27 protein-coding genes and 1 pseudogene are annotated in these 26,295 nt (G+C 58.7%); 13 read left to right on the forward strand and 15 right to left on the reverse strand.

The window, feature by feature from the left end; genetic code table 11:
• Positions 1-170 precede the first annotated feature (170 nt).
• The 3 genes from ACFP6B_RS10585 to ACFP6B_RS10595 all read right to left on the reverse strand — a co-directional run bounded on the left by ACFP6B_RS10585 (position 171) and on the right by ACFP6B_RS10595 (position 3,081).
• Positions 171-791, reverse strand: a complete 621-nt coding sequence (locus ACFP6B_RS10585; protein ID WP_237186064.1) for a thymidine kinase — start codon at positions 789-791, stop codon at positions 171-173.
• A gap of 244 nt (positions 792-1,035) precedes the next feature.
• On the reverse strand, positions 1,036-2,514 hold the full coding sequence (locus ACFP6B_RS10590; RefSeq protein ID WP_377129824.1) for an amino acid permease: 1,479 nt from the start codon (positions 2,512-2,514) through the stop codon (positions 1,036-1,038).
• Positions 2,515-2,628: 114 nt separating this feature from the next.
• Positions 2,629-3,081 carry an OsmC family protein gene (locus tag ACFP6B_RS10595; protein ID WP_377129826.1) on the reverse strand — a complete coding sequence of 151 codons (453 nt, stop codon included), beginning with the start codon at positions 3,079-3,081 and terminating at the stop codon, positions 2,629-2,631.
• Positions 3,082-3,216: 135 nt separating this feature from the next.
• Here ACFP6B_RS10595 and ACFP6B_RS10600 point away from each other — a divergent pair, with 135 nt between their 5' ends.
• Positions 3,217-4,050 (forward strand): AzlC family ABC transporter permease, encoded by an 834-nt coding sequence (locus ACFP6B_RS10600; protein WP_377129828.1) that lies wholly within the window; start codon positions 3,217-3,219, stop codon positions 4,048-4,050.
• Positions 4,043-4,369: a branched-chain amino acid transporter permease gene (locus ACFP6B_RS10605; protein ID WP_377129830.1), complete on the forward strand. Its 327-nt coding sequence runs from the start codon at positions 4,043-4,045 to the stop codon at positions 4,367-4,369. Before ACFP6B_RS10600 ends, ACFP6B_RS10605 begins: the two co-directional genes overlap by 8 nt.
• Positions 4,370-4,616: 247 nt before the next feature.
• Here the strand turns inward: ACFP6B_RS10605 and tpx are convergent, their stop codons facing one another.
• Positions 4,617-5,111 carry a thiol peroxidase gene (gene tpx, locus ACFP6B_RS10610; protein ID WP_377129832.1) on the reverse strand — a complete coding sequence of 165 codons (495 nt, stop codon included), beginning with the start codon at positions 5,109-5,111 and terminating at the stop codon, positions 4,617-4,619.
• Positions 5,112-5,241: 130 nt separating this feature from the next.
• Between tpx and ACFP6B_RS10615 the strand changes: the two are divergent.
• The 3 genes and pseudogenes from ACFP6B_RS10615 (at position 5,242) to ACFP6B_RS10625 (ending at position 9,031) form a co-directional block, all read left to right on the forward strand.
• Positions 5,242-7,606: pseudogene (locus ACFP6B_RS10615) on the forward strand (ATP-binding cassette domain-containing protein).
• 89 nt (positions 7,607-7,695) lie between these two features.
• The gene (locus ACFP6B_RS10620; RefSeq protein ID WP_377129834.1) at positions 7,696-8,346 is read left to right on the forward strand and encodes a TetR/AcrR family transcriptional regulator; all 651 of its coding nucleotides are present in this window, start codon (positions 7,696-7,698) and stop codon (positions 8,344-8,346) included.
• Entirely contained in the window at positions 8,339-9,031 is a 693-nt protein-coding gene (locus ACFP6B_RS10625; protein ID WP_377129836.1) for a TetR/AcrR family transcriptional regulator, read from the forward strand. The genes ACFP6B_RS10620 and ACFP6B_RS10625 overlap by 8 nt, the downstream gene beginning before the upstream one ends.
• Before the next feature lie 101 nt (positions 9,032-9,132).
• Here ACFP6B_RS10625 and ACFP6B_RS10630 read toward each other — a convergent pair whose 3' ends face one another.
• The 7 genes from ACFP6B_RS10630 to ychF form a co-directional block, all read right to left on the reverse strand.
• The gene (locus tag ACFP6B_RS10630; protein WP_377129838.1) at positions 9,133-9,810 is read right to left on the reverse strand and encodes a hypothetical protein; all 678 of its coding nucleotides are present in this window, start codon (positions 9,808-9,810) and stop codon (positions 9,133-9,135) included.
• Positions 9,811-9,973: 163 nt separating this feature from the next.
• The gene (locus ACFP6B_RS10635; protein WP_377129840.1) at positions 9,974-11,350 is read right to left on the reverse strand and encodes an MFS transporter; all 1,377 of its coding nucleotides are present in this window, start codon (positions 11,348-11,350) and stop codon (positions 9,974-9,976) included.
• Between the two features lie 24 nt (positions 11,351-11,374).
• Positions 11,375-11,731, reverse strand: coding sequence for a zinc ribbon domain-containing protein YjdM (locus tag ACFP6B_RS10640; RefSeq protein ID WP_377129842.1), 357 nt, complete (start codon positions 11,729-11,731; stop codon positions 11,375-11,377).
• 122 nt (positions 11,732-11,853) lie between these two features.
• Positions 11,854-12,279 (reverse strand): hypothetical protein, encoded by a 426-nt coding sequence (locus ACFP6B_RS10645; protein WP_377129844.1) that lies wholly within the window; start codon positions 12,277-12,279, stop codon positions 11,854-11,856.
• 172 nt (positions 12,280-12,451) lie between these two features.
• The gene (locus ACFP6B_RS10650; protein ID WP_377129846.1) at positions 12,452-12,811 is read right to left on the reverse strand and encodes a HepT-like ribonuclease domain-containing protein; all 360 of its coding nucleotides are present in this window, start codon (positions 12,809-12,811) and stop codon (positions 12,452-12,454) included.
• Positions 12,811-13,149, reverse strand: coding sequence for a nucleotidyltransferase family protein (locus tag ACFP6B_RS10655; protein WP_377129848.1), 339 nt, complete (start codon positions 13,147-13,149; stop codon positions 12,811-12,813). The genes ACFP6B_RS10650 and ACFP6B_RS10655 overlap by 1 nt, the downstream gene beginning before the upstream one ends.
• Before the next feature lie 114 nt (positions 13,150-13,263).
• A complete protein-coding gene (ychF, locus tag ACFP6B_RS10660; protein ID WP_237188077.1) occupies positions 13,264-14,349 on the reverse strand; it encodes a redox-regulated ATPase YchF in 1,086 nt (361 codons plus the stop codon).
• 145 nt (positions 14,350-14,494) lie between these two features.
• Here ychF and ACFP6B_RS10665 point away from each other — a divergent pair, with 145 nt between their 5' ends.
• From ACFP6B_RS10665 to ACFP6B_RS10685, 5 genes are all read left to right on the forward strand, one after another.
• Complete coding sequence (locus ACFP6B_RS10665; protein ID WP_377129850.1) at positions 14,495-15,412, forward strand: ABC transporter ATP-binding protein; 918 nt, start codon at positions 14,495-14,497, stop codon at positions 15,410-15,412.
• A 2-nt stretch (positions 15,413-15,414) separates the two neighbouring features.
• Entirely contained in the window at positions 15,415-16,179 is a 765-nt protein-coding gene (locus tag ACFP6B_RS10670; RefSeq protein ID WP_377129852.1) for an ABC transporter permease, read from the forward strand.
• Positions 16,180-16,224: 45 nt separating this feature from the next.
• Positions 16,225-17,337 (forward strand): sensor histidine kinase, encoded by a 1,113-nt coding sequence (locus ACFP6B_RS10675; protein WP_377129854.1) that lies wholly within the window; start codon positions 16,225-16,227, stop codon positions 17,335-17,337.
• A 3-nt stretch (positions 17,338-17,340) separates the two neighbouring features.
• Positions 17,341-17,952: a response regulator transcription factor gene (locus tag ACFP6B_RS10680; protein WP_377129856.1), complete on the forward strand. Its 612-nt coding sequence runs from the start codon at positions 17,341-17,343 to the stop codon at positions 17,950-17,952.
• A gap of 88 nt (positions 17,953-18,040) precedes the next feature.
• Positions 18,041-19,072, forward strand: coding sequence for a GNAT family N-acetyltransferase (locus ACFP6B_RS10685; RefSeq protein WP_377129858.1), 1,032 nt, complete (start codon positions 18,041-18,043; stop codon positions 19,070-19,072).
• Here the strand turns inward: ACFP6B_RS10685 and ACFP6B_RS10690 are convergent.
• Positions 19,069-19,392: a DMT family transporter gene (locus tag ACFP6B_RS10690; protein ID WP_135013866.1), complete on the reverse strand. Its 324-nt coding sequence runs from the start codon at positions 19,390-19,392 to the stop codon at positions 19,069-19,071. The genes ACFP6B_RS10685 and ACFP6B_RS10690 overlap by 4 nt on opposite strands.
• Positions 19,393-19,477: 85 nt before the next feature.
• Between ACFP6B_RS10690 and ACFP6B_RS10695 the strand changes: the two genes are divergently transcribed.
• Positions 19,478-20,785 carry an amino acid permease gene (locus ACFP6B_RS10695; RefSeq protein ID WP_377129860.1) on the forward strand — a complete coding sequence of 436 codons (1,308 nt, stop codon included), beginning with the start codon at positions 19,478-19,480 and terminating at the stop codon, positions 20,783-20,785.
• Between the two features lie 137 nt (positions 20,786-20,922).
• Here the strand turns inward: ACFP6B_RS10695 and ACFP6B_RS10700 are convergent, their stop codons facing one another.
• Together ACFP6B_RS10700 and ACFP6B_RS10705 are read right to left on the reverse strand one after the other, a co-directional pair.
• Entirely contained in the window at positions 20,923-22,014 is a 1,092-nt protein-coding gene (locus ACFP6B_RS10700; protein WP_237199202.1) for a 4-hydroxy-3-methylbut-2-enyl diphosphate reductase, read from the reverse strand.
• Between the two features lie 20 nt (positions 22,015-22,034).
• On the reverse strand, positions 22,035-23,234 hold the full coding sequence (locus tag ACFP6B_RS10705; protein ID WP_377129862.1) for a hypothetical protein: 1,200 nt from the start codon (positions 23,232-23,234) through the stop codon (positions 22,035-22,037).
• Between the two features lie 244 nt (positions 23,235-23,478).
• Here ACFP6B_RS10705 and xseA point away from each other — a divergent pair, with 244 nt between their 5' ends.
• Positions 23,479-24,801 (forward strand): exodeoxyribonuclease VII large subunit, encoded by a 1,323-nt coding sequence (xseA, locus tag ACFP6B_RS10710; protein WP_377129864.1) that lies wholly within the window; start codon positions 23,479-23,481, stop codon positions 24,799-24,801.
• A gap of 36 nt (positions 24,802-24,837) precedes the next feature.
• Positions 24,838-25,077: an exodeoxyribonuclease VII small subunit gene (locus ACFP6B_RS10715; protein ID WP_135013197.1), complete on the forward strand. Its 240-nt coding sequence runs from the start codon at positions 24,838-24,840 to the stop codon at positions 25,075-25,077.
• Here ACFP6B_RS10715 and ACFP6B_RS10720 read toward each other — a convergent pair.
• Positions 25,074-26,291: a pyridoxal phosphate-dependent aminotransferase gene (locus ACFP6B_RS10720; RefSeq protein WP_377129867.1), complete on the reverse strand. Its 1,218-nt coding sequence runs from the start codon at positions 26,289-26,291 to the stop codon at positions 25,074-25,076. The genes ACFP6B_RS10715 and ACFP6B_RS10720 overlap by 4 nt on opposite strands.
• Between the last annotated feature and the right edge of the window lie 4 nt (positions 26,292-26,295).

A 26,295-nucleotide genomic window follows, 5' to 3' on the forward strand; every position in this document is an offset into this window, starting at 1 on the left:
TAACGCTCATATTTTTGCCGCGGGTGGGGCCGTTGTCTAGTTGGTGGGGGTGGGGTGCGTGTCTACTTTTGAATAAGCCTCTTTGAAATATTTTCAGAATTTAAGGTATTTGCTAAAGCTAGGTAATATTTGCAGGTAGAATAGCTCCCTCAGCACAGATGCATCATCTGCTACTGGTAGAGCTTGCCGCCCGATTCCTCCAGGTAGCAGGTGGGGCAGAGCGACTCGTAGCCCACATGCACACCGTCAATGGCCACCTGGTCACCGGCAAAAACAAACTTTCCATCAACAGTACGGCCGTTAAAGAGCGCCTTCCGTCCGCACCGGCAAATAGTCTTGAGCTCTTCCAGCGTATGGGCAATCTCCAGCAGGCGGGCAGAGCCTGGGAAGGCCCGCGTCCTAAAGTCCGTACGAATGCCGTAACACATCACCGGCACGTTCTCTACCACCGCAATCCGCATCAGGTCATCCACCTGCTCAGCGGTCAGAAACTGGGCCTCATCCACCAGCAGGCAGGAGACGGGCAGATGCCAGTGCATGCGGTCGTCATCGGCATTAGGCTCAGCAGCAGCGTGGAAGAGCTCGCGCACCGAGTCGTCCGCCCCCACCAAAAAATCAGCCTGGCGAGTCACGCCCAGACGAGACACAATCTCGGTATCACCCTTGGTATCAACCTGCGGCTTAGCCAACAGCACGCGCTGGCCCCGCTCCTCATAGTTATGGGCAGCCTGCAGCAGCGCAGTCGACTTACCCGAATTCATGGCACCAAAACGGAAATAGAGCTTAGCCACGCGGCCACACCTTTCAACCCAGAACACGTACAAGAGAACAAAACCAAACCACACCATTCTAGCCCGGCGCACTCCCCCGCTCACAGGCGTCCGCATCCTGACCAGACGACTTTGTACCACGCAGTGTTCAGAAATCAGTCTCAAAGTGGGCAGGGGCTGGTACAAACCGGAGTCAATGCACCTAGGTATACAAAAGGGGAGGGCCCCGGAAACCCCGGTGCCCTCCCTGTTCCTCACAAGTAACTTACTTGCCTGAGACCTCGAGGCCAGAGACATCCACGTCCTTGAGCGGGATAGTCTTTGAACCGGTCACCAGCTTGTGCACCAGCCACACACCAATAATGATGGGCAGACCGATATAGGCCGAGACAACCTCGAACCAGTGACCAGCGAAGATAGCGTTGTAGTTCTGGCCGGCAATCACCAGCAGGCACATCAGCAGCGCAACGATGGGGCCAATCGGGAAGAGAGGGGCCTTGTAGGGCAAATCATTAACATCGTTGCCCTGGGCAACGTACGCGCGGCGGAAGCGGTAGTGGCAGATAGCCACGCCCACCCATGTGATGAAGCCCGACAGACCGGAGATATTGATCAGCCAGGTGTAGGCCGAGCCCTCGCCCACGATAGCTGAGACGAAACCGAAGAGGCCGATAGCGGCGGTCATCAGCAGAGCGGGCATGGGGATACCGCGGGAGTTCACGCGGGCAAAAATCTTAGGAGCGCGCCCCTCAAGAGCCAGAGCGTAGAGCATACGGGATGAGACATAGAGGCCCGAGTTACCGGCAGAGAGAATCGCGGTCAGAATGACGGCGTTCATCACCGAAGCGGCAAATGCAATACCCAGGTTCTCAAAAACCATGGTGAAGGGTGAGTAGGCGATATCGGTGGCGTCCGCACGCAGCAGGTTGGGGCTGGTGTAGGGAATCAGGGTACCGATAATAGCGATAGCACCGATGTAGAAGAGCATGATGCGCCAGAAAACGCTCTTGAGGGCTCGGGGCACATCGCGGCGGGGGTTCTCGGATTCACCGGCGGCCACACCGATCATTTCGGTGCCCTGGAAGGAGAAACCGGCGACCATGAAGATAGCCAGGATAGAGAGGAAGCCGCCCTTGAAGGGTGCTTCACCGTCGGTCCAGTTGGAAAAACCGTTGTCGTGGTTGCCCAGAATACCGAAAATCATGGCGACGCCAGCGATCAGGAAGACGATCACGGTGACCACCTTGATGGTAGCCAGCCAGAACTCGGACTCGCCGTAGGAGCGGGCCGAAAGCACATTGATGCCCAGGATAATGGCCAGGAAGACACCAGCCCAGATCCAGCCGGGGACGTCCGGCAGCCAGTAGGACATGATGACGCCGGCAGCCACCAGCTCAGCAGCTACGGTAATGGCCCAGTTGAACCAGTAGTTCCAGCCCATGGCGAAGCCGAAGGAGTCTGAGACGTAGCGGGAGGCGAAGGTCTGGAAGGAGCCTGCAACGGGCAGGTTTGCTGCCATTTCGCCCAGGGACTGCATGAGGAGCAGCACCATGATGCCGATCAGGGCGTAGGCCAGCAGGGCGCCGCCGGGGCCGGCTTCAGCGATGGTGGAGCCGGAGGCAACAAAGAGGCCGGTGCCAATGGCGCCGCCGATGGCGATCATGGAGAGGTGGCGGCTGGCGAGGCCGCGCTTGAGCTCTTCTTTGGTCTGCCCGGTGGGTGCAGACTGCGCTTCAGTAGACATAGTGTGCTGCTACTTTCGGTGGTAATGAGCCCCCAACAGTTTTGCTTAGGGGGCATAAGACAAACTTTAGATTACCACCGCGAGCGCCCTGCACCCCCGGGCGGGTAGCGTGATTTAGCTCTGCTTATCTTCGTTGATGAAGGTGACGGACGCGCCGTGTTCGACGGTGCGGGAGACGGTGCAGTCTTTTTCGGCGGAGAGTTTGATTAGGCGATCGACCATGGAACGGGCTTTTTCGCCCTCGTCGGTGGCGGGGAAGCGCACGTTGAAGCTGACTTCGATGTCATCGAGGCTAACGGCCTTGTTCTCGTCAACCTTGCGCAGGCCGGAGGAGTGCACAGTGAAGGTTTCGGGTTCTGATTTGCGGCCGGTGACCACATCGACGTCGATGGCGGAGCAGCCTGCAATTGCGGCTAGGAGCAGTTCAACCGGGGTGAGCAGGCCTTCGCCCTGGCCGAAGTCGAGGGTGTCGCCCTTGGCGTTGGTGGCGCGGTAGTGGCGGGAGGCGACGCGCTCAACGGTGACGGCGCGGTAGTTGGGGTCTTCGGTGCGGGTGGTGTTGGTCATGGTGCTTCTTTCTCTCGGGGTGAGGCGCGGACGCCGGTACCCGGGTAACGGCGCCAGCACGGGTTTTATTTCTGAGGAGGCAAGCAGTTACATGCTGATCAGAAAATTGGAGTTCCTCTAGTTTTATCTAAACTTATGGCTATGCACCACACCAGCCCAGATACAGGTCAGCTCTCAGCGCCTTCTACCCCCGCCAACCTGCCGGGCCCCGCCAGCGGGGCGACGGCGTCCGCTCCCATTACAGGGGAACACATCAGCCAGCTCCCCGGCGAGAGCGGTTTCAAGGAAGGCCTACGCGTAGCCGGTGTTCTCTGCATCGGCTTTGTGGTCATGGGCATGGGCTTGGGCGTGCTGGTCGCTTCGGTGGGCCTACCCTGGTGGGTTGCCCCGGCTCTCTCAGCTATTGTCTTTGCCGGGTCGGTGGAGTTCCTGCTGGTGGGCATGATTGCCGCCGCTGCGCCGCTGAGCCTGGTTGCTTCTACGACACTGCTGATGAACGCCCGGCACCTGGTTTACGGAATCTCCTATCCCCTGCAGAACGTCAAGGGGAACCTAGCTAAGGCCCTGGCTGTGTATATGCTCTGCGACGAAGCCTACGCCCTGAATACCGCCCCGGGGTCGCAGAATTTTCGTAGCTCCCGCATCATGACGGTTTCTGTGGTGCTCTGGCTCTCCTGGTGGGGCGGCTCCACCCTGGGCGTGATTCTAGGAGCCACTTTTCTCTCCCATTTAGAGGGCGTTGACTTCGTGATGACCGGTATGTTCCTGGTGCTCTCTATCGACGCCTACCGGGCGGTCAAGGACCGAATCACAGCGTCCCTTGCGGTAGCTGCCTCGCTGACGGCCATCGTCCTTGCCCCGCATTCTATGCTGCTGGTTTCACTGCTGACCCTGGTAGCCCTACTCGTCATCCGTCACCTGACCACCCAGCGTCAGGGTGTTTCGCCCCAGGAGGCCCCGCATGCCTAGCACCGGCTACATTCTCTCAGCTATCTTCCTGGCAGCCGGCATCACCTTTGCCCTGCGGCTGATGCCCTTTGGGGTGAAGTCCGTGCTCAAGGGTTCAGCCTTGGTGGCCAACCTTGCCGCCTGGCTGCCCATAGGAGCCATTATCTGCCTGGGCTTCTACGTGCTGGCAGAAATCGACTACTCTTCCCGCGAGACGGCCCTGCCCTACCTCGCGGGTATTGTGGTCACCGTAGTCCTGCATCTTTGGCGCCGAAACCTAGCCCTTTCTTTGATTGCGGGCACGGCAACCTGCGTCGTGCTCGCTAACTGGGTCTTCTAAGGACATACCGCCAAGAGGTACCTACCAAAAAGCGCAGCAAACATACTCGGAGCCGACTGGCTGGGTCTGGCGTGAATCGCGACGAGCCTCTAGGCGAGGAGCGAGAGGGTCAGTCGGCGAGAGTATGTTTGCTGCGCTAATTTATTGCGCGGTGTCTCTGTTTTAGAGGGCGACGAGCGCCCCAGCGCGAGCTGGGAGAGGGTCAGCAGGCGGAAGGGATATACCCACCGCGTAAGTGATGTTGGTTTTAGAGTGCTGCGAGCGCTGCGTCGTAGTCGGGTTCGGTGGTGATTTCGTCGACCAGCTGGGTGTAGATGACCTCACCGGCGGCGTTGATGACCACAACGGAGCGGGCCAGCAGGCCGGCCAGGGGGCCGTCTGCCATGGTGATGCCGTAGTCTTCGCCGAAGGAGTCGCGGAAGGCGGACGCTGATACAACGTTCTCAATGCCTTCGGCACCGCAGAAGCGGCTCAGGGCGAAGGGGAGGTCCTTGGAGATGCACACGACGGTGGTGTTCTCTAGTTTGGATGCTTCTTCGTTGAATTTGCGGACGGAGGTGGCGCAGACGCCGGTGTCGATGGAGGGGAAGATGTTGAGGACCAGGTTCTTACCCTCGAATGAGTCTGAGGTGACTGCGTCGAGGTCGGTGCCCACCAGGGTGAATGCGGGTGCTGTGGAACCTACGGCGGGCAGGTCGCCTACGGTTTGTACGTCATTGCCTTCAAGATGTGTAGTAGCCATAGTTGTATTGTGGCGTAGGCAACCGGGGTGGTGCAAGGTGTTGCGCTGTGCGGGGAACCGTGGGTCTTAGCGGGGGTGAGGGGTTCGATAGACTGGTGTGCAGCTAACTTTCGCATTTTAGGGAGATTTCGTGTCTACTGCTCACGCCGCTGATTCCCATCAGACGATTCGTATTACGGGTGCCCGCAATAATAATCTCAAGAATGTTTCGGTTGAGATTCCTAAGCGCCGTCTGACGGTCTTTACCGGTGTTTCGGGGTCGGGTAAGTCGTCCTTGGCCTTTGGTGTGGTGGCTGCTGAGTCCCAGCGTCTTATTAACGAAACCTATTCGGCTTTTGTGCAGGGCTTTATGCCGCATCAGGATCGGCCCGATGTCGATGCAATTGAGGGTCTGACCAGCGCGATTATCGTCGATCAGGAGCGCCTGGGGGCTAACCCGCGCTCGACGGTGGGTACCGCAACCGATGCTCTACCCATGCTCCGTATGCTCTTTGCCCGCGTGGGTACCCCCAATCTGGGCTCCCCTACAGCTTTTTCTTTTAACCAGGCAACCGTTCAGGGCACCGGTGCCCGCAAGGTCGGCGACGGCAAGGCCGAGCACGTCACGTTCTCCCGCACCGGCGGTATGTGTAACCGCTGTGAAGGTCTAGGCCGCACCAGCCAAATCGACCTCAACGAGCTCTTTGATGAGAACCTCACCATGGAGGACGAGGGCTTCTTCAAGGTCCCCGGTTTCTCTACCAGCGGCTGGTCCGCCCGCCTCTACAAGGAGTCGGGTCTCTACCCCACCGATATTCCGATCAAGGATTTCACCGAGCAGCAGCGTGCCGATTTCCTGTATAAAGAGCCCACCAAGATGAAAATTGCGGGCATCAATATGACCTATGAGGGTCTGCTACCCCGCATTGAGAAGTCTATGCTCTCCAAGGATAAGGAGGGCATGCAACCCCATATCCGTGCCTTTGTTGACCGGGCGGTCACTTTTGTGCCCTGCCCCGACTGCGGTGGCACCCGGCTTTCTCAAGCTGCTCTGGCGTCAAAGGTCAACGGGGTGAACATTGCTGAGCTCTGCGACATGCAGGTTACCGACCTGCTCGCCTGGGTGCGTGAGCAGGACATCCCCGAGGTCGCTCCCCTACTCGCTGCGCTGGAGCACCTGCTCGACTCTATGGTCACCATCGGCCTGGGCTACATTGCCCTCTCCCGCTCTGCCTCCTCGCTCTCAGGCGGTGAGGCCCAGCGCGCCAAGATGGTACGCCACCTGGGTTCCCCGCTCACCCGACGTCACCTATGTCTTTGACGAGCCCACCGCGGGCCTGCACCCCCACGACGTCACCAAAATGAACGAGCTTCTGCTGCGCCTGCGCGACCGTGGCAACACCGTGCTGGTGGTAGAGCATAAGCCCGAGACCATCGCCATTGCCGACCACATTATCGACATGGGCCCGGCCGCCGGTTCCGCCGGCGGCACCGTGGTCTACGCTGGGGCCTTCGAGGGGCTCAAGCAGGCAGATACCGTCACCTCCCGCCATTTCTACGACCGGCAGGGGCTTAAGAACGCCGTCCGCCCGGCTACCGGGGCCCTGCAGGTTGCTCACGCAACCCGCAACAACCTCAAAAATATTTCTGTAGCCGTGCCCACCGGCGTCCTGACCACCTTCACCGGCGTTGCCGGGTCTGGCAAGTCCTCCCTGATTACCGAGCTCCTGGAACAGCAGGCAGATAGCGAAGAGCGCATCATCTACATCGACCAGGCCCCTATCAAGGGCTCGCGCCGTTCCAACCCGGCTACTTATACAGGCTTACTCGAACCTATCCGCAAGGCCTTCGCCAAGGCTAACGGGGTCAAGCCCGCCCTCTTCTCAGCCAACTCTGAGGGCGCCTGCCCCGAATGTAAGGGCACCGGCGTAATTGAAACCCAGCTGGGCTTCATGGAAAAATCCACCGCCGTCTGCGAGGCCTGCGAGGGAAAACGCTTCTCCCCCGGCGTACTCGAATACCGCCTGGGCGACAAGAACATCAGCGACGTTCTGGCCCTCTCTGCTGCCGATGCCCTCACCTTCTTCAGCGCCAAAGACACCAAGCTGGCCGCCGCCACCAAAATCCTGCAGCGCCTGGTTGATGTGGGCCTGGGCTACATCACCCTCGGTCAGCCCCTCTCCACCCTCTCCGGCGGCGAGCGTCAGCGCATCAAACTCGCCACCCACATGGCAGAACCCGGCGGAATCTACATCTTCGACGAACCCACCACCGGCCTACACCTGGCCGATATTCAGCAATTCCTCACCCTGCTCGACCAGCTGGTCGATGCCGGAACCACCGTGCTCTGCATCGAACACCACCAGGCAGTCATCGCCCATTCTGACCATATTATTGACGTTGGCCCAGAGGCCGGCCACGGTGGCGGTACAATCGTGTTTGAGGGCACCCCCACTGCCCTCGCCGCCGCCGGTACCCTCACCGGCGAGCACCTGGCGTCCTACCTAGCGTCATAAAACCCCGCCGCACCACGTCATAAAGGCGTTCTCCCACGAAAAAGACAGGGTGCGACGCCTGTAACCACACCATCATCTAAAGTAAAACTGTGCCAAAACTCATCAACCACGAAGAACGAAAACAAGAAATCGCCCAGGCGGTCTGGGCGGTGCTCGCCCGTGAAGGCGTCCGCGGCGTATCTGTGCGAACCGTAGCCGCCGAAGCCGGCATCTCTACAGGCTCCCTGCGCCATGTCTTCCCCTCCCACGAAGAGATGATGCAGTTCTCTCTCGACTATGTAGGCAAGCGCTTCATTAGGTCCCTCACCAGCCGCGCCTTCAACTACGAGCTGATTTACAGCCTCGAAGAAATCTTCACCGAGCTCTCCCCCGTCTCTGAAGACGGCAAGCTCTTTATCACCGTGGTTGCGGGCATGCTGTCCGATGCCTCAACGATTCCCGGTATCGCCAAGATTCTGCAGTCCCATGAAAAGGACTTCCTCTACGCCTATGGCTTCTTGCTCAGCCAGCTACGGGCCCAGGGCTTTGTGCGAGACGATATCGACATCGACCTTGAGGTTGAGAAGTTGGTAGCCCTGCTGTGGGGTATCAGCTGTCTCTACCTGCTGACCGATGGGGAAGCCAGCGACGAGGAGCTCATGGCCCCCATGCTCACCCATTTTGAGACCCTGCTGGAAATCTTCACCTACCCCGAAGAGCAGGATCTCGACTACTTCAGTCAGGAGTTCTTCAGTGCCTAAGCTCATTGACCACGCTGAACGTAAGAAAGTTATTTCGCAGGCTGTTTGGAAGCTCCTGAATGAACGCGGCGTCAGTGCCATCACTATTCGCAATGTGGCTGCTGAGGCTGGTATTTCCACCGGTTCGCTGCGGCATTCCTTTGATAGCCGCGTTGAGCTAGTGACCTACGCCCTGGAACTTATCGGTCTGGAAACCGAGGCCAGTATGCGAGCTGTGTCGGTGCAGGGTCAGGACGTGCTCAATTCTGTGAAGATACTTGAGCACTTCATTCCGCTCACTCCCCGCTCCCGTGCGGTCTCCCGCATTACACTGGGTATGGTTGCCGAGCTACGCTCTACCCCCGAAATCAAATCGATTTCGGTAACCAGCCTCGAACGCATCCGCACCCTCTTTTACGACATGCTGGTGCAGCTCGATCAAGCAGGGCAGATTAAGGCTGGAACCGATCTCAAGGTGCAGGCTAATCAGCTGACCATGCTCAGCTATGGCCTAACAACCAAGGCCATTATCGGCGGCAAGGGTTCAGACCCGGTCAACCTCAGCTACATCTTCCGCTCCAGTATCAACGAGCTGCTCGTGCACCCCGTACCCTATGCAACCCAGGAAGACATCGACGAATTCATTGCCCTGTCTGAGGGTGTGGGCGAGTTGCACACCCCCGAAAAGACCGCAGAAGAAAACTAAAAGCGGGGCAAACCTATAGCGAAACTCTTTAAACGCCACAGCGGGCGGAACCGGTGCCGGTTCCGCCCGCTGTGTGTATAGGCTTCTGGCTAAGGTACCTGCTACCAGGCGAAGCCGATAGAATCCTCAATCTTCTTTACGAAGTCAGGGTTGGCCTCGTCCACCAAGATAGCGGCGTGCATCAGCTCGTGCCCGTTATCCAGGGTGAAGATGTAGCCGGGGGCGTTACTCGAAGCAAAACGTACCTCGGAGCGAATCACACGCACACCGTCTTCGCGGGTGTAGTTAATGGTCTCAACGGTCTCGTTGATAGACCAGGCCGGGGTAAGGCGGGCGACGGTTTCTTTCTCCATCTCCTCAGCGCTGCGCCCCTGCTCATCGTTATAGGGGGTGCCCACCATAAAGCGGCCCGCGGCGTCCTCGGCGCTACGGTAGTGGGTGAACTGGTAGGTGAAGATTTCTGCCTGGGAGGGAGTGGCGTCCTGCACGTAGTCCTGGGGGACGAAGAAGGTCACGCCGTTCTCGGCAAAAACGGTGCCCGGGAAGGGGTCTTCGGGAGTGGGCTCAGGGGTCGGCTCTGCGGTGGTGGGTTCGGGAGTCGGCTCCGGAGTGGGCGTTGCGGTGGTCGCCTCAACGGAGGGGGTAGGGCTGGGCGATGCTGAACTTGCGCTTGCCGAAGCGGTCTGCGGGTCAACGCGGGTAATCACTTCTTCCTGCTGGCAGGCGGTGAGGGCCAGCAGGGCAAGGCTAGTGAACAGGACGACTGATTTTCTGGTCATGTTTCCTTCACAGGTTAAGGCGTGGTGTGCGGCTTTTAATTCTAAAGACCGCAGTAGCACCTGCCCAGTGAAAACCGGAAAATGTGGGCAAGATACCGTGCCCCTCCCCGTGCGTTTGTTGCCTGTCGGCTGGGAGGGGCGGCGGGCGTCCGCCCCTGAGAAACTAGGACGCCTGCGCCCGGCCTGCCAGCGCCCGCTTGGCCTTGGGGTAGAGCAGGGCAATCATAAGAACGCCCAGCAGAATCACCGGGATATGGCTGGCCATAGCCCAGCGGAAGGCCTCAAGGGTGTAGGTTTCGGGGGTGCCGGCACCGAGGCTATCAAGAATCAGGCCTATGAGGAACACGATGGTGAGGGCACCTACAAAGCCTCCCATATTGGCTATGCCCGTGGCTAGGCCCCGCTGGTGCTGGTGCACGTGCGAACGCACTACCTCAAAGGCCGCCATGGACACCGGGCCGTTGATACCCAGGGTGACAGCCGCAGCGTATACCAGGGCAGTGGGGGCGATTCCGGGCCAGAAGAAGATGAGGGACCACAGGCTGAGGTTGAGCAGGCTGCTGCCCACCGCGATGTGCACCCGGTAGGGAGAAAAGCGGGAGAGAATCGAGCCGGTGAAGAACCCGGCAATGACGATGGAGGCTACCACTGTGCTGACGATGCCCGAGGCCAGGGCCAGGCTATAGCCCAGGCCCCCTGTCAGGAAGGGCATGCCCCACAGTAGCATGATGGAGAAAATCATGGAGGCCGTCACATAGTGCACCCAAAAGGCCAGACGCACACCGGGGTAGGCCAGCACCTGCCTGATTGATGCCACAAAGCCTGGGTTTCCTGCTGGGGGTAGCACAGGTAGAGAGTCTGTGACGGGGTAGGGGTGGTCGGTGCGGGCCCAGTTGGCTTCTTCCTGGTCAGGGAGCGGACGCCGGGCGGACGCGCTCCCCCGTCCGCGCCGGGCCCGGCGGCCCAGCCCCTGGGCAACGGTAGCCCTACCGGGAGCCGGCCTGAGCGTAAATATGGCCAGGATCAGAAGGCAGGAACCGATAGCGGCGAGAACAGTAAAGCCGCCCTGCCAGCCCAGGGCACCCACCAGGGTGACCAAGGGCGTGACGGCAACCAGCTGACCCATCTGACCCATATTGGCGCTAATTTGGTTGACCACCGGAATCTGTTTAGGGGTAAACCAGTCTGAAATCAGACGAATCAAGCTGACGAAGATACAGGCGTCTCCGCTACCCACCAGCACACGCGCCAGCAGGGCTAGGGGAACGGTCTCGCTCTGGGCCAGGAGAAACTGGCCAGCCGTCATGAGGGTCAGGCCACCGGCAATCAGCACCGGCGCCCCCTTACGGTCAAGCAGGGCACCCACCGGTACCTGCCAGCTAGCATAGACCACCAGCTGCAGCATAATGAAGAGGGAAATAGCTGTAGCCTCTACCCCAAAGTGGGTTTGGGCAGTGGCCCCCAGCGCCGAGAAGGAGCTGCGGTTGATAATTGAGAAGACGTAGGCGGCGATAGCCACCGCCCACACTAGCCATTTCATAAGTGGGCCACTGCTTTCAGGGGGTTAGTTGCTCTTCTTGACGACGGAGGACTTGAGGTACATCTGGCCTGCGCCGGGAACCTTAGCTTCAATATCGTGGCCGTTGACGGGGCTTTCGAGCAGGCGGATACCGCGCACCTTGGTGCCAGCCTTGATATCGGCACCGCCCTTGACCTTGAGGCCCTTAGTGATGGTGACGGAATCGCCGTCTACCAGCTCGTTGCCGACTGCATCGAGTACCTTGGAGCCGGTCTCTTCTGCCTCAGCGGCATCGGTTTCAGCCCATTCGTGGCCGCACATGGGGCAGACCCAGAGGTCCCCCTGCTGGTAGGAGTACTCTTCAGCGCAGGCGGGGCAGGCGGGTGCGGGGGCATCAGACATTGGGGTCTCCAAAAGTTAGGTGGTGTCTAGGTCGCTCCCCATTATCCCAGATAGAAGCACAAAACCTCCCGCTCTTCGGGGCGTCGAAGAGCGGAAGGTTTTAGTCTTAAAAGAATGGGGCTTTACTTGGTAGTTGCCGGACCTTCGTCGTTCATGTCGGTAGCGGGGTCTGAGACAACATCGGCAGGGGCCTCGTCGGCCAGCTTCTGGGCCTTCTTATCGGCCTTCTCGGCTTCCTTTTCGGCCTTAGCTTCAGCGCGGGCGTCCTTGACCTCTTCAGCCTTTTCCTTGGCTTTCTCGGTGCCTGCGGCGGCAGCTTCTTTAGCCTTTTCGGCACCTGCCGCAGCTGCTTCCTTGGCCTTTTCGGCGACGACGGGTGCCTGTTCCTTGATGGTTTCTTCGGCGGTCTTGATGCCGTTCTGCACCTTGGGGTCGTTCCAGACGTTGGCAGCCTGGGTCTTGATCTTTTCGTACTGGCCGCGGCCTGCGCGAGCACCCAGCACGTAACCGATACCTACACCGGCGATGAACGCTAGACGTGCTTTCATGATAAACCTTCTTTCATCAGGTAGCTTGGTACCCACTATTGTGCCAAAAGCATACTTATGAGCGGTAGACGACACACCGCACACGCACCTAAGACGCCATCGAAAAAGTGCAAGTGCCCCGCACTTAACGCGGGGCACTTGCACTTTTCCGAGGGAAGATCCGGTTTGGAGGCTAGACGTTGAAGCGGAACTCCACCACGTCGCCGTCCTGCTCAAGAACCTCTAGGCTTTCTAGGCAGTGTTTTAGCGGTGGGAGATAAATCCTAACTACTTCAAAAACCAGCTCAATGTCCACTCCAAAATACTCATGAACCAGTATGTTTCGCAGGCCACGAATCTGTGGCCATGGAATCTCTGGAAAAGCTTCGATTAGGGTCTCCGGGAGCGTTTTTACGGCATCACCAATAATCTGTAAATTCCGTTCGATTGCGTCCTCACCCATCCTCGTTAGACGAGGGTCTGAAGAGATGAGCTGAACATAGTCTTCACAGTTGCTGATAGCGCACAAGATATCTTCGATGCGCTGGCTCACTAGTCTTGCCATAGAGGTACTGCCTCAGTCAGGGCCTGCTGCGAAACCTGATCTTTAAGGAGCTGAAGAGGAAATATATCGACCCGCTGAGTACCCAAAAGGTTACGGGTTTCCTCCATAAGACCAGCTGCCCGCATCAAGACGTTACCATCAGCGGGATCCATCTCTACCAGAATATCTAAGTCACTCTCTGGGCCAGCAGTGCCCCGGGCGACCGACCCGAAAAGCTGCGGATTATAGGCACCGTATCGTTCCAGCAGCTCCGTGAATGACTGCCAGTGGGTTTGCAGTAAAGACCTGCGCTCTAGGCTTTCTCTGCTTAGACTTCTAGTGCTCATACCCACAGTTTACCTATCCGCTTCTGAGAAAAGATAGGGCTTTTCTTTTCTATAAAAGCGGCCGGTAGCTCCCTCCATGGAGCTACCGACCACTCAATCATTAAAGGCTACATGCTAGACGTTAAATCTAAACTCCACCACGTCGCCGTCCTGCATGATGTAGTCCTTGCCTTCCATGCGGACCTTGCCGCGGGCCTTAGCCTCGGCCATGGAGCCGGCATCGTCCAGGTCAGAGAAGGAAACAACTTCGGCCTTGATGAAGCCGCGCTCAAAGTCGGTGTGGATGACGCCGGCAGCCTGGGGGGCGGTGTCGCCCTTGGTGATGGTCCAGGCGCGGGTTTCCTTGGGGCCAGCGGTCAGGTAGGTCTGCAGGCCCAGGGTGGAGAAGCCGACGCGGGCCAGCTTGTCGAGGCCGGACTCGTCCTGACCGCTCATCTCTAGCATTTCGCGGGCCTCTTCTTCAGAGAGCTCAACCATGTCGGCCTCAAGCTTGGCATCCAGGAAGACGGCCTCAGCGGGGGCTACCATGGCGCGCAGTTCAGCCTGCTTTTCCTCAGAGGCGAGGACGCCCTCGTCCGAGTTAAAGACGTAGATGAAGGGCTTGGAGGTGAGCAGGTTCAGCTCCTTGAGCAAGGCCATATCGATCTTGGCTTCTTCATACTTAGAAATCAGGGTGTCGCCCTGTTCCAGTACGGCCTGGGCCTTCTTGTATTCCTCAAGCTGGGCAGGGTCGCCCTTCTTGATTTTGACGGCCTTTTCCAGGCGGGGAATAGCGTTTTCCAGGGTCTGCAGGTCAGCCAGCACCAGTTCGGTGTTAATGGTTTCCATGTCACTGGCGGGGTCTACCTTACCGTCGACGTGGATGACGTCGGGGTCATCGAAAGCGCGGACGACCTGGGCGATGGCGTGTGCCTCGCGGATGTTCGCGAGGAACTGGTTACCCAGACCTTCACCTTCGGAGGCGCCTCGAACGATACCGGCGATATCGACGAAGGAGACGGTTGCAGGCAGAATGCGCTCGGAACCGTAGATTTCGGCCAGGCGAGCCAGGCGCTCATCGGGCAGGTTGACGACGCCCACGTTGGGTTCGATGGTTGCGAAGGGGTAGTTCGCTGCCAGGATGTTGTTTTTGGTCAGTGCGTTAAAGAGGGTCGACTTGCCGACGTTGGGCAGACCCACAATTCCAATAGTTAAAGCCACGGTTTCTAGTTTACAGGGGCGAGTCAAGCGAGCGTCGGAGCCTTAGGTAAGCACTGTAAGCGGTGCGGATGCCGTGACAAATATCAGGGGTAGGTGGTGACATTTAGCCTGAGTCAAGGCCCTTAGCTGGCGGGAAACTTGAGATATGACCACAGCGATTGAAATCATCAGTGTGAACAAGACCTTTCGCACCCGCACCGCCACGGTGGAGGCCGTAAAAGATGTCAGCTTCTCGGTACAAACCGGTGAGATTGTTGCCCTGCTGGGCGAGAACGGTGCGGGCAAGAGTACTCTCATCGACATGTTGTTGGGGCTGACCGAGCCTACCAGCGGCACTGTCAAGTTGTGGGGCTCGTCCCCTAGCCAGGCTGTTGCAGAGGGCCGGGTGAGCGCCGTCCTGCAAACAGGTGGCCTGCTCACCGACCTCTCAGTCCATGACCAGGTTGCCATGCTGGCAGCCACCTACCCCGGCCGTCCCGATGTAGATGCCGCGCTCGAAGCAGCTGGTATCAGCCACATTGCTCGCAGAAAAATCAGCAAGTGCTCCGGCGGCCAGCAGCAGAAGGTCAAGTTCGCCATCGCTCTGCTGGGTGACCCGGACCTGCTCTTCCTCGACGAGCCAACAGCCGGCATGGATGTTAACGCCCGCGAACAATTCTGGGAGTCCATGCGGGCTCAGGCTGCGGCTGGCAAAACCATTCTCTTTGCTACCCACTACCTTGAAGAAGCCCAAGAGTTCGCCCAGCGCATCGTGGTGCTGGCAGGCGGACAGCTCATTATGGACGGCACCCAGCGGACCATTCGGAATCATGCTGACACCCGCGCTATCAGTTTCACCCTGGATGCTCCAGCCCTGCATCTTACCCAGGAACAGACCCATGACTGGGGGGTCAGCAACTACACGGTCAACCAAACGACGCACTCCCTGCACTGCCACAAGGCTGAGGCTTTCGCCTTGCATCTGTTGCAGAATCACCGCATCACCGACCTGGAAATCGTTACACCCAGTCTTGCTGAAGCCTTCACACAGCTCACCACCCGCACCACCGGAGAAAAGATCTAACCATGCAGACTCTCAGTTTTCTCTTCTACGACCTCAAGCACTCCCTCTTTAATATCTCCACCCTCTTCTACCTCATCATCATGCCTGCCGGTTTCTACCTGCTCTTTGGGGTGATGCAGGACTACGGTTCAGCCCCCTTCCGCGATGGCAACGCTAGCGCCTACGTCATGATCGGCATGGCAGTCTACGGGGCCGTCACCGGTGCGGTGTCATCATCAGGCACGGCGGTGATCGAAATAGAGTCCGGTTGGGGCCGCCAGCTGGCGCTAACCCCCATGAGCCGCAGGGCTCTGCTGGCTAGCAAGGTGCTCGACGCTCTTATCACCACTGCCCTGCCGGTTATCGTCGTCAATATCATCGCGCTGTTTACCACCGCAGAAATTCCGCCCGCTCAGCAGCTACTGAGCGCCCTCATGGCCGTTGCGGCTTCCTCTATCTTTGTCTTCTACGGTATAGCGGTGGCACGCCTAGTGAAGTCAGCCCGTGCTGTATCAGTGGCCAGTGGCTTGGTCGTATTCTTCGCCTTCTTTGGCACCACTTTTAGCCCCCTGCCGCTATCGCTGATGGACTACGCCCGCTTCACCCCCATGTACGGCGTCACCCAGCTAGCCCGCTACCCCTTTACCGCAGGGGGCACCATCACCACCGACACAGTTCAGTGGCTGGTGACCGAACCACTGCACTATGCACTGATCAATGTGGCAGCCTGGGGCATAATCTTTATCGGAGCTAGCATCTTGCTGCGCAAGCGGTCACTTGCCCGCTAGTCCAGCAAGTTTGAGGCTCGCGACAGCAAGCAGGAAGTAGATACCATGAGCACCCAATCAACCACACGGCGGCAGTTTGACTGGCTGGCAGCCGGGTTCGCCGGAATCTGGCTAGTATTTCTGCTCTTTCCGCTCACACAGATATTGGCTAACACCCAACTGAGCAATATAGAAAAAGGGCTAGGGCTAGTTGCTGTGCTTGTTTTTGCCCTGGTTTACCTGGCTTCCTACGGCGCCCCCTGGGTTTTACCGGGCACAAGTACCTGGCATCGGACATTGCTATGGAGCTTGATCCTGCTCATCCCCACTGCGGCGCTCGCCTACACGCTGGGGCTCTGGTGGCTCTATTTCTTCACCTACTTTGTTACCATATGGGCCTTTCAAACCCCGCCGCGTATTGGGCTGACAGTCGGTAGCCTCATTACCGTCTTATCCACTTTTGTCATGGTGGTTTACTACCCACACATCTTTCAGCAGGGCGGGTACGGGTTTATTACCGGCGCTTTCTTCGTACTCATCATGGCTGCGCTCTCAGCCGGCGGGGACGCCCGCGACCTACGCCGTGAGCAGCAGCAGCGTACCGAGCAGGCAGAGCGTATCGCCAGCGATGTGCACGACGTCTTGGGCCGGTCCTTAACCGTCATTAACCTCAAGGCAGAGTTAGCAACAGCTTTGGTAGAGGCTGACCCAGCCAGAGCACAGCGAGAAATGCAGGAAATCTCAGAGCTGTCCCGCACCGCCCTAGCCGAGGTTCGAGCAACCGTCACCCGCCTAAAAATGCCCACCTTCGCCGGTGAGATTCTCGCATCAGCGCGGGCCCTTGAAACGGCCGGAATTAAGGCTCATCTACCCAGCGGGCAAGAGGCCCAGGTGACCGGCACCAACTCGGTGCTGTTTAGCTGGGCTCTGCGTGAGGGGATTACCAACGTCATTCGCCACTCAGGGGCAGAAAACTGCTGGGTCAAGGTTGAAGCTGACCGGTTAGAAATCCTAGATGACGGTGTTATGCCCCCGGATTATGAGCTGGTCAGGGGTAACGGCTTAACTGGCCTAGCACAAAGGGTCAAGGCTTCTGGCGGTAACTTGCTACTTGAAACCGGGGGTTGCACCCGCCTTCTTGTTACGATGAACGGAGATACTTCCCCTCTAGGAGCCTAACGCGTGAGCACCATCAAGATTCTGATAGCCGATGATCAGCAACTGGTCCGGGACGCTCTGGGTGCTCTGCTGTCCCTGCAGGCAGATATTGAGGTTGCAGGCTCCTGCGGACGCGGGGACCAAGTACTAGACCTGGCCCGCCAAGCCCAGCCTGACGTCGTCCTACTCGATATTGATATGCCAGGGATGGACGGTATCAGTGTAGCTCAGCAGCTGAGGGAGCATCATCTACCTTGCCGTAGCCTCATTGTTACTACCTTTGGTAGACCGGGCTACATGGCAAGGGCACTTGAAGCAGGTGCTAGCGGTTTCGTGGTTAAAGATACCCCGGCGAGCCAGCTGGCAGAAACCATCCGCAAGATTCATGCTGGGCTGCGGGTGGTTGACCCTCAGCTGGCAGCCGAGAGCTTTGCGCTTGGTCCCAGTCCTCTCACCGACCGCGAGAAGCAGGTTCTACAGGCGGCTAAGGACGGCGCGTCGATCGTGACCCTGGCTTCGCAACTGCATCTTTCCCAAGGCACAGTACGCAACCATCTTTCCAGTTCGATTGCCAAGATGAACGCTGAGAACCGCTTCGATGCAGCGCACCGGGCCGATGAAAACGGCTGGCTGTAAACGGTCATAGGCAGGAGAAACCCCGCCTTTCCATCCCCACCCCGAACTTCTTTAGTTAACTACACCACAGTCGTGTAAGCTGGTCAGCATGACAGTAGCGCAGTTTTCACCTCGGGACATCATCATTCGCTCTATCAACCTTGACTCCGATGCCGATATGGAGCAGCTCAATGCCCTAGAATCTGCCTGCGATGAAAAGCTCTACGGCTTCCCCTACACCACAACCATTGAAGAGCGGCGAGCTATTCTTGCCCCCTCCAGTTACTATGAAAACCACCGTTGGGTGGCAGAGGTTCAGGGGCAGATTCTCGGTATTGTGCTGGTATCACTCCCCCTCAAAGAGAACCTGAATGGCCTGAACTTCCATCTCGCCGTCCACCCCGAGGCCGAAGGGCGGGGCCTGGAAGAGGAACTTACCCACCATGCTCTGGCAGAGGCTATCAGGCCCAGCGGACGCACCCACATCACCTACTACGGCTACCTCATGCAGGATGATAACAAGGACGACCCCGCCCTGCCCATCAACAGGGTTGCGGCCTTTCTGGGCTTGGACCCTAAGAATTCTGCTATCACGAGAATCGCTCCACTACCGCTTCCCGCAGACCTTGTGCAGGAGGCTGAGCGCAAGACAATAACCGATCCCGCCTACACCTTCGAGGTGTGGGAACATAAAATTCCCGAACAACACCTAGAGTCAGCCGCAGCTGCTTACCACCAGCTAGAGGTAGATGAGCCCACTGGAGAAGTCCGTCGGGAGGCTTCAATCTTCACCCCTGAGCGTCTGCGCGAGAGAGAGCAGAAAACCCATGCATCAGGAGAAGAACTGATGTATGCGGCAGCCCTACACCAAGGAAAGATTGCAGCGCTAACGGCCTTGACCTATCCCACCGATACACGCAATGCCTCAGCCTGGCAGGAATCCACCGTGGTCATGCCAGAGCACCGCGGCCTTGGCCTCTCCCGCGCTCTCAAGGTTCTGAGCCACACCCGCCTACCGGCGTCCGCGCCCCACATTCAGCAAATTATTACCATGAACTCGGCCGTCAACCCGGCCATGATCAAGGTTAATGAGGAGCTGGGCTACCGGCCCGTCTGGGAAGAAATCTGCTACCAGAACTAGTGGCTAGCCCCGCCCAGGTTGAGCACCAGCACCCCGGCAACAATCAGGGAAATACCCACCACCTTGACCAGGGTGATGGGCTCCCCCAGGAAGACCGCACCGATAGCGACGATGGCAGCGGTGCCCAGCCCCGACCAGAGGGCATAGGCCACCCCCACCGGGATGTCCCTCACCGCCAGTGACAGCATGAAAAAAGCAAAACCATAGCCCACCAGACAGCCTAGGGTAAACCACAGTTTGGTGAACCCCTCGGTGTATTTCAGCAAGGTGGTGGCGATGAGCTCAGAACCGATGGCGAGTGCGAGAAAGAGGTAGGGCATAGGCCCATTCTGCATGCCCCATACAAAAAAGGCTAGAATAATAAGTACACGTATCTCACAACGATGTGAATCTAGGAGTTTTTGTATGTCTCACAAGGGCAGCAACGAATACACCGATGTCTCTACCGCAGCCATCGAAATGGGCGACGCTGCAACCCGGGCCCCAAAGTGGAACCGCACTGACACGGCCTGGACTATTAGTCTCTTTGGCACAGCCGTCGGCGCGGGCATTCTCTTCCTCCCCATCAACGCGGGTGCCGGTGGCGTCTGGCCGCTACTAGCCGCCACAATTCTCATCTGGCCCATGACCTTCCTGGCTCACCGCGGGCTCTCCCGCATGGTTTCTGCCAGTTCCAAACAAACCGCTGACATCACCGAGGTTGCCGAAGAATTCTTTGGCCGAGGCTTCGGCAAAATCTTTACCCTGCTCTATTTCCTCTCCATCTACCCCATTCTGCTGATTTACGGTGTCAGCATTACCAATACGGTTGATTCCTTTCTCACTAACCAGTTTGGGCTAGACCCCCTACCCCGTTGGCTCCTCGCCGCTCTGCTGGTCGGTGCCATGAGCGCCGTCATGATTATCGGCCAGAAACTCATGCTCACGGTCACCCAGTTCCTGGTCTACCCCCTCATTCTGGTGCTCGCCGCGCTCACCCTCTACCTGATTCCCCACTGGTCGCTGGACGGCTTTAGCCAGGTACCTGCCCCGGGCAACTTCTCCATGACCCTCTGGCTCATGCTGCCCGTCCTCGTCTTCTCCTTCTACCACGCAGCAGCCATCTCCCAGTTCTCGGTCGCCATGCGCAAGCAGTACCACGGCTTCGCTTCAGTCAAGGCCTCCCGCGTGCTACGCGTTACCTCAATCATTCTGACCGTCTTCACCATGGGCTTTGTCTGGTCCTGTGTGCTGGCAATCGGTCCGGACGGCCTGGCTGAAGCCCGCGCCTCAAACCTGCCCGTCCTCTCCTACCTGGCCAACGAATTTGATGCCCCCTTCATCAACTGGCTCGGCCCCATCGTAGCTATTGCTGCCATCGTTTCCTCCTACTTCGGCCATTGGCTCGGCGGGCACGAAGGAGCAGCCGGCATCATCCGAAAGAACTTTGACCCCGAGAAAAAGCGCATCAGCGATAAGGCCCTCAACATGGCTATCAACGTCTTTATCGTGGTTACCGTCTGGATTGCAGCCGTGCTAAACCCCAGCGTCCTGTCCCTCATCGAATCGCTGGTAGGCCCCGTCATGGCCCTGGTGCTCTTCATCGTGCCCATGTGGGCCATCCACAAGGTACCGACCCTGGCCCCCTACCGCGGCAAGCTCTCCAACATCTTCGTGGTGATTTCAGGTATCGCCGCCTTCTCCGCCGTCGTCTACGGCCTGATTCCCAGCTAACCAGACCAAAAGAAAAGGCCCCCGTGCGGGGGCCTTTTCTTATAGGGAAACTCTTCGCGCAAGGTAAATGGCGTTCGCTTCGCTCACAGCTTCCCATTCGCTCGCTCTTACTTCACCGCACGCGGTGAACCGCTCGCTCATCGTGTCGGCTTCGCTCCTCGTCCTCCCAGTCGCATCGCGGGCTCACCCGAATCATTCTTCAGGGCCGCGCGGAGCTCCTTGGGCAGCGAGAAGAGAATATCTTCCTTAGCGGTCTCAAACTTCTCAACGTCAACGTAACCGTAGTCTGCCAGCAGACGCAGCACATCCTGCACCAGTACCTCGGGCACAGAAGCGCCAGAAGTCAGACCCACGGTGGTCACACCCTCGAACCAGGCCTCATCAACCTCATTGGCGTAGTCCACCAGGTAGGCCTGCTTAGCGCCGTATTCCAGGGCGACTTCCTTCAGGCGCACAGAGTTCGACGAGTTGGTCGAACCCACCACAATCACCAGATCAGCCTGCGGAGCGATCTCCTTGATAGCGCCCTGACGGTTAGACGTCGCATAGCAAATGTCGTCGGAGGGCGGGTCCTGCAAGGTGGGGAAACGTTCGCGCAGGCGGGCAACGGTTTCAAGGGTTTCGTCCACAGACAGGGTGGTCTGCGAAATCCATACGACCTTCTCGGGGTCGCGCACGGTCACCTGATCCACCTCATCAGGTGAGTTCACAATCTGAATATGGTCGGGGGCTTCGCCAGCGGTACCCTCAACCTCTTCGTGGCCGGTGTGGCCAATGAGCAGGATGTCGTAGTCCTGCTTGGCAAAACGCACAGCTTCGCGGTGCACCTTGGACACCAGGGGGCAGGTAGCGTCGATAGTGTTGAGCTGACGCTCTTCCGCTGAGGCCACAACAGCCGGTGACACGCCGTGGGCGGAGAAGACGGTGACGGCGCCCTCGGGGACTTCCTCCACCTCGTCCACAAAAATTGCACCCTGAGCTTCGAGAGTTTCAACCACGTGGCGGTTGTGAACAATCTGCTTGCGCACGTAAACGGGCGCCCCGTAGTGGTCTAGGGCCTTTTCAACGGCGATGACGGCGCGGTCAACACCGGCGCAGTAGCCGCGGGGGGCTGCTAGGAGCACCTTCTTGTCGCCAGTGGGGGCGGCTGCCTCAACTTCTTCGCGGGTCCTGCGCACGCGGGGTACGGTGGGCAGACCCAGTTCAATGGTCTTCTCTTGGGTAGACATAGTCTCTATCCTACGTGGTTCTAGCGGGTGCGTGCAGTGGCTTCTCTCGCAGTCAGGCCCATGATCGCTGAAAGAAGAGCAAGAAGTGTCAGTACCGCCCCCGCAATGAGCAGATTGAGGGCTAGGCCGTTGTGGTAGCTGGCGAAAGATGCGGTGATGGTTTCAGACAGTTTTTGCAGGAAAAGGACGGCCGCGTTGCTAGCCGGTAGCTGTATCCCGGCGGTGAGCGAGGCACCACCACCCAGGAGGCCAGCGATCCAGAGTAGGGCTGCTGCGCTGAAGGCGATGAAGGCTAGGTAGGCAAAGCGGTTGCGGGGCCAGAGCAGGAACCCGAGCAGGGCGGATACGCCACTAACCACCAGCAGGGGCTGCCAGAAGGAAGCCAGCCATATCAGGGTATTGACAGTGGAATTGATAGGCCAGATGCTCTGCCCCGTATCCAGGATGATGGTACGGCCGGGCAGGCTTGAGGTATCAATACCAAAGCCGGTCGCCGACTGCACAGACGCCCCGGCCTGGTCGTAGAGGGCAGAAAGGTCAAGCACCGCCGGGCGACTTTCACCCGAGAAGTTATAGGCGTGGGTATCTGAAATCACCTGGGCCCACAGCTGGGGGTAGGCATCGGAGGTCACCAGCGAGTTGGTAGCCCCGTCAACCAGGGTATAGGTCTGATCATAGAGCCAGTTCTGCACTCCCCCGTACCAGGCGGTGGAGTTCCCGTCGCCCAGGTAGGTTTCAATAGCGGGTGAGGCCATGATGTCGTCGGTAACGGCGCTTGCCAGACTGGTCTGGAAGTCCTGATCGTAGGCGATGGACTCGGTCATCGCCGCAAAGTTTTCGGTATCTACCAGGGTAGTTTGCGCCCAGTAGGCTGTAGCTGCGGTTAGCCCGGTAGCCAGCGTAAGGAGGGCCAATAGGACGCAGAGAAAGCGCCTGGCCAGGCTAAAGGCCGGACGGCGGCGCTGACGTCGAGGCGTCCGTGGGGGCGCGTAGGACGCCACCGGGGCGGACGCTACCCCCTGCGCCTGCGCTTCAGGAGGGTAGGCCCCCTGGGCATAGTGAGCCGAGGCCGGCTCTGCATAGGGGTGGGTGTAGCCCTGGGGCTGCTGGGCGTAGGCTGCCTGGGCTGCTTCTTGGGCGCGCTGATTTTCGGCCTGAACATAGGGGTTTGTCCAGTTGCCGTCGCCGTAGTCTTCTGTGCTCTTGCGGGTACCCGTCATGCTTGCATGGTAGCCGGTCTTACTGAGTATTTGCTTGAGCAGTTCTTATAGGTGGAGCAGGCTCACAGCGAAGCTGCTGGCTCGGGGCTGGCGTGAATCACCTTGTGAGCGCTAGCGAACCGGGTGAGAGGGTCGGCAGCGAGCGTGAGCCTGCGTAACCTTTCAAAAACCCCATAGCAGAAAGAAGACAGTTTTTCTCGGCTCAATGCTTAAAGTGTCAGCCAGCGGTGGTAGAAGTAGGTGTATGAACAGTTTTGGTGATTCTGCACCCGGCCATCTGACGCTGGCGCAGCTACAGGCCCAGCAAGAACAGCAGGCCCAGGGCACACCCCGGCAGCTAGCGGAACGTGCTGGCCAGACCAGCGTCGATAACCCCTGGCCCCTGCATGTGCTGTCGAATAAGATGCACGAGTATATTGCCCGTTGCGTACCGACCTGGGTGGAGGGGCAGATTATTGAGCTCAACCACCGCGGCAGGGTTTCTTACGTGACGCTGCGCGATATTGAGCAGGAAGTCTCGGTATCGGTTACGGTCTGGGGCTCAGAGATGGCTAAGGTGCAGGGCCAGTTGGAGCGGGGCTCTCGGGTGGTTTTGCAGCTCAAGCCTGATTTCTGGGTGAAGACCGGCCGCCTATCGATGCAGGGCTCTAACATCAAGCCGGTGGGTGTGGGTTCTATGCTGGAGCTCATTGAGCAGTTACGTGCCAAGCTACAGGCTGAGGGTCTTTTTAGTCCCGAGCGTAAGAAGCCCCTGCCCTTGCTCCCCCGCCGGGTGGGTTTAATTACCGGCCGTGATTCGGATGCTATGAAGGACGTCATTCGTAACGCTTCTCTGCGCTGGCCTGCCGTTGATTTTGAGGTACGGGAGGTTGCGGTGCAGGGCGTGAACGCGGTTGCCCAGGTGACGTCTGCGCTGGCTGAGCTTGATAGCCGGGATGACATCGACGTGATTGTGATTGCCCGCGGTGGCGGCTCCTTTGAAGACCTGCTGCCTTTCTCTGAGGAGGCAATGGTTCGGGCCGTTGCAGCGGCACATACCCCGGTCGTATCGGCTATTGGGCACGAGGCTGATTCCCCTCTGATGGACCACGCAGCAGATCTGCGAGCCTCGACCCCTACCGATGCCGGTAAGCGTATTGTTCCGGACGTCCGTGAGGAGCGTGAGCTCTTCGCCTCGGCTCGCTACCAGCTGGTGCGGGCTGTAGAGCAGCTGGTGTCTGCTGAGCGTTACGGTCTAGCCCAGGTGAGGTCCCGTCCGGTTCTTGCCAACCCGGGCTCAGCCCTGCTGGCTAGGTCCGAGGATATTGAGCGGCTGCGGGCGAGGGCTTCGAACGCGGCCGTCCACCGTCTTGCCAGGGACCGTGATCTTATTAGCCAGCTACGGGCGCGGGTTACGGCCCTGTCACCCCAGCAGACCCTGGAGCGCGGCTATGCGGTGATGCAGGACGCCTCCGGCCAGCTGGTACGCGATGCCCGCACCCTGCACGAGGGGCAAAACATTAGTGTGCGCGCGGCAGCCGGCGCTGTGGAGGCAACCGTTACCGCCGTGCACGAGAAAAACCACTAGAACCTGGTCAGATGCCAGGTCGAGGAAAGGAAACCTATGAGCAACACCATCGAATTTAAGACCGAGTTGAATGCGACTCCGGTAGAGCAACTGACCTACGAGCAGGCCCGCGAAGAGCTCCTGCAGGTTGTAGCCCGCATGGAGTCCGGTGCGAGCACACTTGAAGAGTCTATTGCCCTGTGGGAGCGGGGCGAGGCCCTTGCCCAGCGCTGCGAAGCCTGGCTCGACGGCGCCCAGGCAACCCTGGACGCCGCCCGCCAGAACCAGACGTCCTAGTTCTGCTTGTAGTCAGCCAGGAAGTTGCCCAGACGCTCCAGGGCATCGGCCAGGGTGCGGGTATCTGGCAGGAAGACCAGACGGAAGTGGTCGGGCTCTGACCAGTTGAAAGCTGTGCCGTGGCTCAGCAGAATCTTCTGTTCCCGTAGCAGATCGAGCATGAACTGCTCGTCACTGGTGATATTGAACTTATCGATATCGAGCTTGGGGAAGAGATAGAGGGCGCCCTCAGCCTGCTGCACGGTCACGCCGTCCATTTCGCTGAGCATCTTGTAGGACAGGTCCCGCTGCTCTTTCAGGCGTCCGCCGGGCAGAATCAGGTCGTTGATGGACTGGTAGCCGCCCAGGGCGGTCTGTACGGCGTGCTGGGCGGGCACGTTTGCGCACAGGCGCATATTAGCCAGCAGGTTAATACCCTCGATGAAGGGGGCAGCCGCAAGCTTGGGTCCCGAAATAGCCACCCAACCAGCACGGTAGCCGCAGACCCGGTAGGCCTTGGAAAGACCCGAGAAGGTTAGGGTGAGCACGTCGTCGCCTGCAAAAGCTGCCACGTGGGTCATCTGAGCGCCGTCGTAGAGAATCTTCTCGTAGATCTCATCGGCAAAAATCACCAGTTCGTGTTCCCGGGCCAGATCGACAATCTGCTGGAGCACCTGCGGAGTGTAGACAGCACCGGTGGGGTTATTGGGATTAATCACCACGATGCCGCGGGTATTGGGGGTAATTTTAGCCTTGATATCTTCAATATCGGGTAGCCAGCCGTCCTCTTCATTACAGAGGTAATGTACGGGCTTGCCGCCTGCAAGCTGGGTGGCAGCCGTCCACAGGGGGTAGTCGGGGCTGGGTACTAGAATTTCGTCGCCGTTATCGAGCAGGGCTTGCAGGGTCATGGGAATCAACTCTGAAACACCATTACCCAGATAAACGTCGTCGGTGGTGATGTTCATGATGCCCTCGTTCTGGTAGTACTGCACAATGGCGGTACGGGCAGAGTAAAGGCCGCGGGAATCAGAGTAGCCCTGGGTATAGGGCAGATGCTCGATGATATCCATCATGATGGTTTCAGGCGCTTCAAAACCGAAGGGCGCCGGGTTACCGATATTGAGCTTGAGAATACGGTGACCACGCGCTTCCATACGCTGGGCTTCTTCCAGAATGGGCCCGCGAATATCGTAGAGAACGTTTTGAAGTTTTTTTGATTGCTTGAATGCCATGAGA

Origin of the sequence: Rothia nasimurium, assembly GCF_042660305.1 — a bacterium.
Classification (GTDB): domain Bacteria; phylum Actinomycetota; class Actinomycetes; order Actinomycetales; family Micrococcaceae; genus Rothia; species Rothia nasimurium.

Bases quoted from the DNA above. Each gene is read 5' to 3' on its own strand.
- ACFP6B_RS10590 (WP_377129824.1), bottom strand. From the start codon at position 2,514: ATGTCTACTGAAGCGCAGTCTGCACCCACCGGGCAGACCAAAGAAGAG.
- ACFP6B_RS10595 (WP_377129826.1), bottom strand. From the start codon at position 3,081: ATGACCAACACCACCCGCACCGAAGACCCCAACTACCGCGCCGTCACC.
- ACFP6B_RS10600 (WP_377129828.1), top strand. From the start codon at position 3,217: ATGGCTATGCACCACACCAGCCCAGATACAGGTCAGCTCTCAGCGCCT.
- ACFP6B_RS10605 (WP_377129830.1), top strand. From the start codon at position 4,043: ATGCCTAGCACCGGCTACATTCTCTCAGCTATCTTCCTGGCAGCCGGC.
- tpx (WP_377129832.1), bottom strand. From the start codon at position 5,111: ATGGCTACTACACATCTTGAAGGCAATGACGTACAAACCGTAGGCGAC.
- ACFP6B_RS10630 (WP_377129838.1), bottom strand. From the start codon at position 9,810: ATGACCAGAAAATCAGTCGTCCTGTTCACTAGCCTTGCCCTGCTGGCC.
- ACFP6B_RS10635 (WP_377129840.1), bottom strand. From the start codon at position 11,350: ATGAAATGGCTAGTGTGGGCGGTGGCTATCGCCGCCTACGTCTTCTCA.
- ACFP6B_RS10640 (WP_377129842.1), bottom strand. From the start codon at position 11,731: ATGTCTGATGCCCCCGCACCCGCCTGCCCCGCCTGCGCTGAAGAGTAC.
- ACFP6B_RS10645 (WP_377129844.1), bottom strand. From the start codon at position 12,279: ATGAAAGCACGTCTAGCGTTCATCGCCGGTGTAGGTATCGGTTACGTG.
- ACFP6B_RS10655 (WP_377129848.1), bottom strand. From the start codon at position 13,149: ATGAGCACTAGAAGTCTAAGCAGAGAAAGCCTAGAGCGCAGGTCTTTA.
- ACFP6B_RS10665 (WP_377129850.1), top strand. From the start codon at position 14,495: ATGACCACAGCGATTGAAATCATCAGTGTGAACAAGACCTTTCGCACC.
- ACFP6B_RS10670 (WP_377129852.1), top strand. From the start codon at position 15,415: ATGCAGACTCTCAGTTTTCTCTTCTACGACCTCAAGCACTCCCTCTTT.
- ACFP6B_RS10675 (WP_377129854.1), top strand. From the start codon at position 16,225: ATGAGCACCCAATCAACCACACGGCGGCAGTTTGACTGGCTGGCAGCC.
- ACFP6B_RS10685 (WP_377129858.1), top strand. From the start codon at position 18,041: ATGACAGTAGCGCAGTTTTCACCTCGGGACATCATCATTCGCTCTATC.
- ACFP6B_RS10690 (WP_135013866.1), bottom strand. From the start codon at position 19,392: ATGCCCTACCTCTTTCTCGCACTCGCCATCGGTTCTGAGCTCATCGCC.
- ACFP6B_RS10695 (WP_377129860.1), top strand. From the start codon at position 19,478: ATGTCTCACAAGGGCAGCAACGAATACACCGATGTCTCTACCGCAGCC.
- ACFP6B_RS10700 (WP_237199202.1), bottom strand. From the start codon at position 22,014: ATGTCTACCCAAGAGAAGACCATTGAACTGGGTCTGCCCACCGTACCC.
- ACFP6B_RS10705 (WP_377129862.1), bottom strand. From the start codon at position 23,234: ATGACGGGTACCCGCAAGAGCACAGAAGACTACGGCGACGGCAACTGG.
- xseA (WP_377129864.1), top strand. From the start codon at position 23,479: ATGAACAGTTTTGGTGATTCTGCACCCGGCCATCTGACGCTGGCGCAG.
- ACFP6B_RS10715 (WP_135013197.1), top strand. From the start codon at position 24,838: ATGAGCAACACCATCGAATTTAAGACCGAGTTGAATGCGACTCCGGTA.
- ACFP6B_RS10720 (WP_377129867.1), bottom strand. From the start codon at position 26,291: ATGGCATTCAAGCAATCAAAAAAACTTCAAAACGTTCTCTACGATATT.